Raw genomic sequence first — 10,086 nt, forward strand, 5'->3', positions numbered from 1 at the left:
CAATAGAGGGATAGTCAAAGAATATCAGTCTTCACTTTCCAGCCCTTCATTCTCGGGGCACGGTTGAAGGCTTAACGGCAAATACAGGGTAATGCACGTACCCTGCCCGCCGATGCCTTCGCCGACGCTGACCCGCCCGCCGTGGGCCCCCACCATGCCCTGGCAGATGGCGAGCCCCAGGCCCGTGCCTTGCCCGCCGCGATCGCCCCGTGCGGCGGTATAAAACATATCGAAAATCTTCACCCTGTCCTCCTCGGGGATCCCCGGGCCCTGGTCACTGACGGCAAACCACAATTCGCTTTCATCGGCTCCCGCCGTTAATTGCAACTGGCCATGGGGAGGTGAAAAGCGCGCAGCGTTTTCCAGCACATTGACCAGCGCCTGCTCGATCAGGGCGCCATGCACGTGCAACAGCGGCAATTGCGCCGCAACATCCACCTGCACCTGCAAGGGCGCCAGCACCGCACGCAAGCGGTTCAAGGCGCTGCCGGCAATGTCGGCAGGTGACACCCAGTCGCGCGCCAGCTTGAGCGCACCGTGGCCCAGGCGGGTCATGTCCAGCAGGTTCTGGATGTAGCGGTCCAGACGCTCGGCCTCATCGCGGGTGCCTTCGAGCAACTCGCGGCGATCGCTCAACGGGATCGCCTCGCCCAGGGCCAGCAAGGTGTCGATACTGCCGCGCATGCTGGTCAGCGGTGTGCGCAGATCATGGGACACCGATGCCAGCAGTGCGCTGCGCAACTGCTCGGTTTCGCCGTGCAGGCGGGCCGCTTCCAGGTCCTGGGCCAAGCGCGCGCGCGCCAGTGCCTGGGCCAGGGGTTGGCTCAAAGCCATCAGTAGCCGACGACGCTGGCCAGTTAGTGAATGGCCCTGTCTGGTGCACACGCCGAGCAAGGCCAATGGCCCCTCCTCGGCGCTGATCGGCCACCACCACCAACGGCCCATCGGCAAAGTGCCCGTACCCTTGCCTGCAGGCTGGTCGTGGGCCCAGGCCCAGTCAGCAGCGGCGCGCTCCGCTTCGCAGAACTGTAACGGCCCGCCGCTTTCAACGTCCCAGCCGCCATTGCCATCGCGATTGAGCAGGCATATGTCCAGCTCTTTCCAGCCGCTCAAATGCTGCCCGGCAGCATTGACCACAGCCTTGCGGTCGGTCGCGGCGGTAAGCTTGCGTGACAGGTCGAGAAGCTCGGTGGTTTCGTGCTGAGTGTCGCGCAAGGCCTGCAACTGCCGGCGCTGGCGAGCCGCCAGTTTGCCAGTGAGCGCCGCCATCAACAGAAAGAACAACAACGTCAGCACATCTTCTTCGCGCTGGATGCTGAACGAGAAATTGGGCGGAATAAAGAGGAAGTCATAGGCCAGAAATGACAGCGCCGCACAGGCCAATGCTGGCCCCAGGCTGCTGCGCACGGCCACCAGCAGCACGGCAGCCAGAAACACCAGGGAGATATTGGGCAGCGCCAGTACGCTGGATACTCCCCAGGCCAGGGCACTGGCCAGTAGCGTGGCAAGCAGCGCCAGGCCGTAGTCGAACCACACCAGTGAGTGTTCCGGGCGGTTGGTGACAGGTACAGGGGACTGCTCGTTGTCGAGCACGTTGATTTCCAGGCCATGGGCGTCACGCAACAAGCGCGCCGCCAGTCCGCCGCCAAACAGGCGACGGCGCCAGGTCAACCGCGACTGACCCACCAGCAGCAAGCTGGCACGGCGTTCGCCGGCATGCTGGATCAGGGTTTTGGCCACTTCACCGGCACGCAGCAACACCACCTCGCCACCCAGGCGCTCAGCCAGTTGCTGGGCGCTTTGCAGACGCAAGCGTGATTGCTCGTCGCGCGCCGTGCCGTTATCCACATGCACCAGACTCCAGGGCAGATGCCGACGCTCCGCGACCCGGCTGGCATGCCGCACCAGGCGCTCGGCATGGGTATCGCCGTCGATCCCCACCAGCAAACGCCCGCGCAGCGCCGGGGCCGATTGCCCCTGCTGGCGATAGCCCTTGTCCAGTTCATCGTCGACATACACCGCAGCGGTCTGCATTGCCAGTTCGCGCAAAGCATTGAGATTGGTCTGGCTGAAAAACGCATCAATCGCTGCCCGTGCCTGCTCAGGTACATACACCTTGCCCTCGCGCAGCCGCTCCAGCAGTTCCCGGGGCGGCAGGTCGATCAGCAGCAGTTCGTAGGCTTCCTGCACAACCCAGTCCGGCAGGGTCTCACGCACCTGGACCCCGGTGATGCCGCGCACCTGATCGTTGAGACTTTCCAGATGCTGGACGTTGACCGTGGTGTACACATCGATCCCGGCCGCGAGCAATTCCTGCACATCCTGCCAGCGCTTGGCGTGACGGCTGCCGGGGGCATTGCTGTGGGCCAGCTCATCGACCAGTACCAGCTTGGGTCTGGCGGCAAGCAGGCCGTCGAGGTCCATTTCCTCAAGCTGCACGCCGCGATAATCCGAGCGCAGCATGGGCTGCTGGGGCAAGCCATTGAGCAAGGCCTCGGTCTCGGCGCGGCCATGGGTTTCGACCACCCCGGCCAGTACTTCGACACCCTGGCGCAGTTGCGTATGAGCCGCTTGCAGCATCGCGTAGGTTTTGCCCACGCCGGGTGCCGCGCCGAGAAACACTTTAAGCCGGCCACGGCCTGCGCGCGGTAGATCGGCTAGCAACGCATCGGCGCGGGCGGAATGAGTCATGGGGGGGTTCCTGATAAATTGTGTGACTGAAAGCTTTACCCTCACCCCAGCCCTCTCCCGGAGGGAGAGGGAGCTGATATGTGGTTTTCTTGAAGACGCGTGCGGTCAGTCCCCTCTCCCTCCGGGAGAGGGTCAGGGTGAGGGGCTCTTCAACTGCGCCAATGCCCTGTTCAACAGCAGCACGTTAACCACCGGCGGCCCCACCAACGGCCGCTCGATATGCTCCGCGACCAGTTGTTCAACAGCCTGTACCGGCAAGCTGCGAGCAGCAGCGACACGGGCTAGTTGATAGCGTATTGCCTCTGGTGGCAAGTGCGGGTCCAGCCCGCTGCCCGAGGTGGTCAGCAGCGCCAGGGGTACCGGCCCCTGGCCCGGCACGGCAAGCTGGGCGGCACTGTCCTTGACCCGTGTCGCCAGCGCCGGATTGCTCGGTGCAAGGTTGCTGGCCGAACTGGCCACGGTGGCAAACGCTCCCGCCGATGGCCGTGGGTGAAACCAGCTGTCACCACTGAAATCCTGCGCAATCAATGCCGACCCCAGCACCTTGCCGGCACTGTCACGGACCAGGCTGCCATTGGCCTGTTCGGGGAACGCCAGCTGGGCAATGCCGGTGACGGTCAGCGGGTAGATCACGCCGGTAATGGCGGTCATCAACAGCATCAGGCTCAGGGCCGGACGTAAAAAAGTGCTCATGGTGTAACCCTCCAATGCTTAAACCAGATGCAACGCGGTGAGCAGCATGTCGATCAGCTTGATGCCCACAAACGGCACCACCAGCCCGCCCACGCCATAGATCAGCAGGTTGCGGCGTAACAGGTGCGCCGCACTGGCCGCCTGCACCCGCACACCGCGCAATGCCAGCGGGATCAGCACCACGATGATCAGCGCGTTGAATACGATGGCTGACACAATCGCGCTTTGCGGGCTCTGCAGGCCCATCACGTTGAGCACGCCCAGTTGCGGGTAAATCGAAGCAAACAGCGCCGGCAGGATCGCGAAGTACTTGGCCACGTCGTTGGCGATCGAGAACGTGGTCAATGCGCCACGGGTCACCAGTAACTCCTTGCCGATCTGCACCACATCCAGCAGCTTGGTGGGGTCGCTGTCCAGATCCACCATGTTCGCGGCTTCGCGGGCCGCCTGGGTGCCGTCGTTCATGGCCATGCCCACATCGGCCTGGGCCAGGGCCGGAGCGTCGTTGGCGCCATCACCGCACATCGCCACAAGGCGGCCGTCATTTTGCTCATGGCGAATGCGCGCCAGTTTTTTCTCCGGTGTGGCCTCGGCCAGCACGTCATCCACCCCGGCTTCAGCGGCAATGGCCGCGGCGGTCAGCGGGTTGTCGCCCGTCACCATTACGGTGCGGATGCCCAACTTGCGCAGCTCGGCAAAACGCTCGCGAATACCCGGCTTGACCACGTCCTTGAGGTGGATGGCGCCCAGCAGTTTGCCCTGGGCACAGACCAGCAAAGGAGTGCCGCCGCTCTGGGCGATCTTGTCGATTTCCCGGGACAGGGCCGGCAACAGCTCGCCGCGTTTGAGGCCGACAAACGCCAGCACTGAATCCACGGCCCCTTTGCGGTACACCCGACCGTTGTGGTCGATACCCGACAGGCGGGTTTCAGCGGTAAAGGGTACGGCCGTGAAGTCCGACACGGGTAACTCGGGCAGGCTGTGCTGGCCCCGAACAAACTCGACGATGGACTTGCCCTCCGCCGTCTCGTCCGCCAGCGAAGCGCGCAACGCGCCCTCTGCCAGCTCTTTGGCGGTCACGCCGGGGCAGGCATACAGCGCCGTGCAGCGGCGGTTGCCGAAGGTGATGGTGCCAGTCTTGTCGAGCATCAGCACATGCACATCGCCCGCGGCTTCAACCGCCCGCCCCGACTTGGCAATCACGTTGAGGCGCACCAGACGGTCCATGCCGGCAATACCGATGGCCGACAACAAGCCGCCGATGGTGGTCGGAATCAGCGTCACCAGCAGGGCCACCAGAAACACCAGGGGCAAGCTGCCACCGGCAAAGTAAGCGAACGGCTGCAAGGTCACGACCACGATCAGAAAGATCAGGGTCAGGCCGATCAGCAGAATATCCAGGGCAATCTCGTTAGGGGTTTTCTGCCGCTTTGCCCCTTCGACCAGTGCGATCATACGGTCCAGAGTGGACTCGCCGGGGTTGGCGCTGATTTGCACCAGCAACCAGTCACTGACCAGCCGCGTATTGCCGGTCACCGCCGAGCGATCACCGCCCGACTCACGGATCACCGGCGCCGATTCGCCAGTAATCGCCGCTTCGTTGACCGCGGCAATCCCTTCAATCACCTCGCCGTCGCCGGGAATCATCTCCCCCGCTTCGACGCGCACCACATCCCCTTTGCGCAGGCGGGTGGCCGGGACGATTTCAAAGCCGCCCGTGGCAGTGCGCCGACGCGCACTCAAGCCCACACTGCCAGCTTTGAGGCTATCGGCCCGAGCCTTGCCGCGCCCCTCGGCCAGGGCTTCGGCAAAGTTGGCGAACAGCACGGTAAACCACAGCCACAGAGCGATTTGCACCGCCACCCCGGTGGGCACTGCAGGCTCGGGGATAACACACAGCACCGTGGTAAAAATCGCGGTCAGCTCGACCACCAGCATCACCGGCGAGCGTTGCAGCTGGCGCGGGTCGAGTTTGACGAATGCTTGCAACAGCGCCGGACGCCAGATATCGGCGAACGAAGTCTTCGGCGACTCGGGGGCCCTGGCTTCAGGCGTTGGCGTCAACTTTGAAACAGGAGCAGGCATAGTCATCTTCGTCTCCTCAGAAGCCCTGGGTCAGTTGTTCAGCGATGGGGCCAAGGGCCAAGGTCGGCAGGAAGGTCAGGCCGCCCACCAGCAAGATGGTCACGGTCAGCAGCGCGACAAACAGCGGGCCGTGGGTCGGAAAACTGTCCTGGCCAATCGGCGCGCTTTTCTTGATCGCGAGGCTGCCGGCCAATGCCAGCACCGGCAGGATGTAACCGAAGCGTCCGATCAACATGCCCAGGCCCAGCATCAGGTTGTAGAACGGCGTGTTGGCGTTAAGCCCGGCAAAGGCTGAGCCGTTGTTGGCACTGGCCGAGGTGAAGGCATACAGGATCTGGCTGAAACCATGGGGCCCGGGGTTGCTGACCGAGGCCACGGCACCGGGCAGTACGGCGGCAATCGCGCCCAGCACCAGCACCCCCACCGGCATCACCAGCAAGGTCACCACCAGCAGCTGGACTTCCCTGGCCTGGAGTTTTTTACCGAGGTATTCAGGGGTGCGACCGATCATCAGGCCGGCGAGGAACACCGCGATCAACACGTTGAGCAACATCCCGTAGAGCCCGGCACCGACGCCACCGAAGATCACTTCGCCGACCATCATGTTGAGCAGCGCCACCATCCCGGTCAGCGGGTTGAGGCTATCGTGCATGGCGTTGACCGAGCCGTTGGAGGCCGAGGTCGTGGTTTCGGTCCACAGCACACTGCCGGTGGTGCCGAAGCGGACTTCCTTGCCTTCCAGCGGTGCGCTCTGCTCGACCAGCGGGCTGTTGAGCGCCGGGTTCGGCTGGTACTCGGCATACAGCGCGGTGCCGCCGCCGATCAGGAACAAGGCCAGCATGCAGGCGATGATTGCGCGGCTCTGACGCAGGTCCTTGATGTAATGGCCGAAGGTGAACACCAACGCCACCGGGATCAGAATAATCGAGGCCATTTCGAACAAGTTGCTCCAGGCGCTCGGGTTTTCGAACGGGTGCGCCGAGTTCACGCCGAAAAAGCCGCCGCCGTTGGTGCCCAGTTGTTTGATCGCAATCTGGCTGGCAGCCGGACCCAGCGGGATTACTTGATCGGCACCTTGCAGGGTTACGGCATTGACGTAATGGGCAAAGGTTTGCGGCACGCCCTGCCACACCAGCAGCAACGCCAGCACCAGGCACAACGGCAGCAGGCCATAGAGCGTGGCCCGGGTCATGTCGACCCAGAAGTTGCCCAGCGTGTGCGCCGAGCGGCGGCTGATACCACGGCACAAGGCGACCAGCACGGCCAGGCCGGTGGCGGCGCTGACAAAATTCTGCACGGTCAGCCCGGCCATCTGACTGAAGTAGCTCAGGCTGGCTTCACCGCTGTAGCTCTGCCAGTTGGTGTTGGTGACAAAACTCACCGCGGTATTGAACGCTTGCGTCCACTCCTGCCCCGGCAACTGCTGGGGGTTGAGTGGCAAGTACGACTGAAACAGCAAAATGGCGAACAACAACACAAAGCCCGTCAGGTTGAAAACCAGCAGGGCCAGGGTGTACTTCTGCCAGCTTTGCTCACTGCCCGGGTCAACCCCGGCGATGCGGTAGCAGACCTTTTCGACGGGCCCCAATACCGGGCTCAGCCAGGTGCGCCGGCCCTCCATCACCTTGTAGTAAAAACGCCCCAGCCAGGGTGCGGGCAACAGCACCAGGGCAAAAAAGGCAAGCATCAGCCCATAGTCATAACTGTGCATACCCGCTCCTAGTTCCGGTCTGCGCGCAACAGCGCAACCAGCAGATAAACGAACAGCGCCACTGCCAGCAGCAGTGACACCCCATCCAGAATGCCCATGACAACTCTCCCCAGGCGGCACCTGCCGCGTAGGAAGAGAGTGTGGGGAATCAGGGCGTAAAGGATCGAGATCGAGAGGGATGCGGGGGCGTAAAGAAGGTGTAAAAAAGCAGCGATGCCTGCCGTAGCAGCTGGCGAAGGAACGCGGCTGCGTTCGAGCGCGAAGCGGTCGTAAATCATCTAGATGCGGTGTAACTGACAAACCGCATTGGCCAAATTGACGACGGCTACGCCGCCGGACGCAGCCTTCGTCCCTCGGCAGCTGCTACACGTGGGTTAGGATCAGCGCAACAGCGGGCTGTCCAGTACCTCGGAGGCGCCGCCCAGCACGCTTTCGCTCAGCTGGATAAAGCTCGCGGTATTGACCTTGTCCATGCGCATCAGCGCCTGGCTGACATCATCCAGCGAACGCTTGCTGTGGGTCTGCAAACGGATTTCACGGTCCAGTGCCTGCAACAGCGTGACTGCCCGCGCAACCATGGCCGCGTTTGCCTGTTCACCGCGCAGGCGGGTCACGTTTTTACCGGCAGCGTTGAGCTTGTGCTGCAGGGTCTGGTAACGCTCATCACTCATGCCGCCGGCGCGGCGCAGCAGTTCGATGGCGTAGTACTCGCCAAGGCCCTCGCCGATCCAGTCATGCCCCGGCTCATCGTTGATGCCGCTGAACAACTGCACCACTTCGCGCAACAGCGGACTTGAACCGCTCTCGCTGACCAGCGGCAAACCGCTATAGAGGTAGATCGAGTTGCGCCCCGCTGCACTGCCTTTCCACATCGGGCTGCCCGCGCCGACGATCAGCAGCTTGGGCGGGTTGCGCGGGAACACCGCCTGCACCTGCGGCCACACAAAGGTCAACAGGGTCAGCACATCCATGCGGTGCATGCCCTGCCCCTTGGGTGCGCTCACCGTGACCTCGGTTTCGCCCAGGGTGGTGCGGCGGCTGCCCAGGTTACCCGCGAGCATCCAGCCGGTGGGGCGATCAAACAGACGCGACACATCATCGATACGAAAGCGGTTTTTACCGATACGCGGCCAGGCGGTTTCAACGCTTTTCCAGCCTTTGGGCAGTTCGAATTCAAGCCGCGACACCAGCTCGACCCCATCCTGCTGATCGAGGCTGGCAGGCGGGATCAGTTGTTCACCGCGAAACAACGCCCAGTCAGGCGTGATCCGGGTGTCGTACGTGCCGTTCTTGCGCGGCTGGTTCAGGCGGACGCGGTAACTCAGGCTGGCACTGCCCGCTGGCGGATGCCACAGGCCCCGGCTATGGACCGGGTCGGGGCTCAGTTGCCATTGCCCGTCGGCCTTGAAGTCGCTGTAACTGCCCGGCGCGCCCAGGTCGAAATCCAGGCTGCGCACAGCAGAACCCTCGGCCAGGGTGATCCGCACCTCGGCCTGATCGCTTTTGGGCAACAACTGTACGTGGTAATCGAGCGCCACTTTTTGCCCAGCCCACAGCGGGCCCGCCGCTAGCAACAGCAGCAAACCCAGGGGCAATCGATAACGCAGCGGCATACACACTCCTTGCAAACCGCTCCGGCACTTAACCGGCGCGGAAAATCAAATGATCTTCCCAGTCATCTTCAGGCACGCTGCCTTCGGCCAGCATGCGCCCGGACTGTGAAATGCGCTCATGGTGGACAGCGTCCGGGTCGCCACACACCAGGTGATGCCACAGCGGCAAGTCCTTGCGCTCGCTCACCAGCCGGTAGCCGCAAGTCGGCGGCAGCCACTTGAACTCTTCGGCCTTGCCCGGCGACAGCTGAATGCAGTCAGGGACTGAATCACGACGATTAGGGTAGTCGGTGCACTGGCAGGTTTTCAGATCGAGCAGTTTGCAGGCGATGCGCGTGTAGTAGACGCTGTTGTCGTCTTCATCTTCGAGCTTTTGCAAGCAGCACAATCCGCAGCCGTCGCACAGCGACTCCCATTCCTCCTGATCAAGTTGATCGAGGGTTTTGCGGATCCAGAACGGTTCAACGATTGCGGCCATGGTTCAAACATCAACATCAGGGAGTGGAAAAGGCCGCCAGTCTAGTGCCCAAGACCCCGCGGGCCAAGGGCTTGTCGTCAGACTTGTCAGCTTGACGGCATCCCAGTAGTTTTAGCCCCTGAATTGAGCCGTTACATTTACCTCAGGAAACCGCCATGCCTGCTAGCAGCCGTAAAGCCGATCACAGCATTCACGAGCAATTTACCCAGCGCTGGTCGCCCCGCGCCTTTACCGATGCGACCATCGACAAAGCCACCCTGCTGAGCTTTTTTGAGGCGGCACGCTGGGCACCGTCGGCCTACAACGCACAACCCTGGCGCTTTCTGTTCGCCCTGCGCGGCACCCCGGAGTTCGACCGTTACCTGAGCCTGCTGGTGGAGTTCAACCAGGGTTGGGCCAAGCATGCTGCCGCGCTGGTGGTGATTGTGTCCAAGACCACCTTCGCGGCACCGGGCACCACCGAAGAAAAACCCGCACCGACCCACGCCTTCGACACTGGCGCCGCCTGGGGCCACCTGGCCCTGCAGGCCCACCTGAGCGGCTGGCACACCCACGGCATGAGCGGTCTGGATTTTGAACGGGCGCGCCAGGAGCTGAAAATCCCTGAGGGCTACCAGGTCCAGGCAATGGTTGCGATCGGCAAGATCGGTGACAAGTCGAGCCTGGTGGATTACCTGCAAGCCAAGGAAGTGCCAAGCCAGCGCGAACCGCTGAGCAAGCTGGTGGCTGAAGGCGATTTCAGCCTGTAACCCGGCTACAGGAATACTTCATCTGTGGGAGCGAGCCTGCTCGCGAACTGTCTCTTATACACATCT

8 protein-coding genes are annotated in these 10,086 nt (G+C 62.8%); 1 reads left to right on the plus strand and 7 read right to left on the minus strand.

The genetic code is table 11. The features are described 5' to 3' along the window. Positions 1–24: 24 nt before the first annotated feature. From QN377_RS19135 to QN377_RS19165, 7 genes are all read right to left on the minus strand, one after another. Positions 25–2,691 carry a sensor histidine kinase KdpD gene (locus QN377_RS19135; protein WP_322213271.1) on the minus strand — a complete coding sequence of 889 codons (2,667 nt, stop codon included), beginning with the start codon at positions 2,689–2,691 and terminating at the stop codon, positions 25–27. 132 nt (positions 2,692–2,823) lie between these two features. Then, on the minus strand, positions 2,824–3,384 hold the full coding sequence (kdpC, locus tag QN377_RS19140; RefSeq protein WP_095025132.1) for a potassium-transporting ATPase subunit KdpC: 561 nt from the start codon (positions 3,382–3,384) through the stop codon (positions 2,824–2,826). 18 nt (positions 3,385–3,402) lie between these two features. Next, positions 3,403–5,475, minus strand: coding sequence for a potassium-transporting ATPase subunit KdpB (kdpB, locus tag QN377_RS19145; RefSeq protein WP_095019343.1), 2,073 nt, complete (start codon positions 5,473–5,475; stop codon positions 3,403–3,405). Between the two features lie 10 nt (positions 5,476–5,485). Next, a complete protein-coding gene (kdpA, locus tag QN377_RS19150; protein ID WP_095019344.1) occupies positions 5,486–7,180 on the minus strand; it encodes a potassium-transporting ATPase subunit KdpA in 1,695 nt (564 codons plus the stop codon). 8 nt (positions 7,181–7,188) lie between these two features. Continuing rightward, positions 7,189–7,278: a K(+)-transporting ATPase subunit F gene (gene kdpF, locus QN377_RS19155; RefSeq protein WP_016780098.1), complete on the minus strand. Its 90-nt coding sequence runs from the start codon at positions 7,276–7,278 to the stop codon at positions 7,189–7,191. Positions 7,279–7,560: 282 nt separating this feature from the next. Further along, entirely contained in the window at positions 7,561–8,793 is a 1,233-nt protein-coding gene (locus QN377_RS19160) for a hypothetical protein (protein ID WP_095019345.1), read from the minus strand. A gap of 28 nt (positions 8,794–8,821) precedes the next feature. After that, the gene (locus QN377_RS19165; protein WP_016780096.1) at positions 8,822–9,271 is read right to left on the minus strand and encodes a YcgN family cysteine cluster protein; all 450 of its coding nucleotides are present in this window, start codon (positions 9,269–9,271) and stop codon (positions 8,822–8,824) included. A 155-nt stretch (positions 9,272–9,426) separates the two neighbouring features. Here QN377_RS19165 and QN377_RS19170 point away from each other — a divergent pair, with 155 nt between their 5' ends. Beyond that, positions 9,427–10,020 carry a nitroreductase family protein gene (locus QN377_RS19170; RefSeq protein ID WP_016780095.1) on the plus strand — a complete coding sequence of 198 codons (594 nt, stop codon included), beginning with the start codon at positions 9,427–9,429 and terminating at the stop codon, positions 10,018–10,020. Positions 10,021–10,086: the final 66 nt, after the last annotated feature.

This window comes from Pseudomonas sp. CCC4.1 (assembly GCF_035019225.1).
Lineage (GTDB): Bacteria > Pseudomonadota > Gammaproteobacteria > Pseudomonadales > Pseudomonadaceae > Aquipseudomonas > Aquipseudomonas bubulae.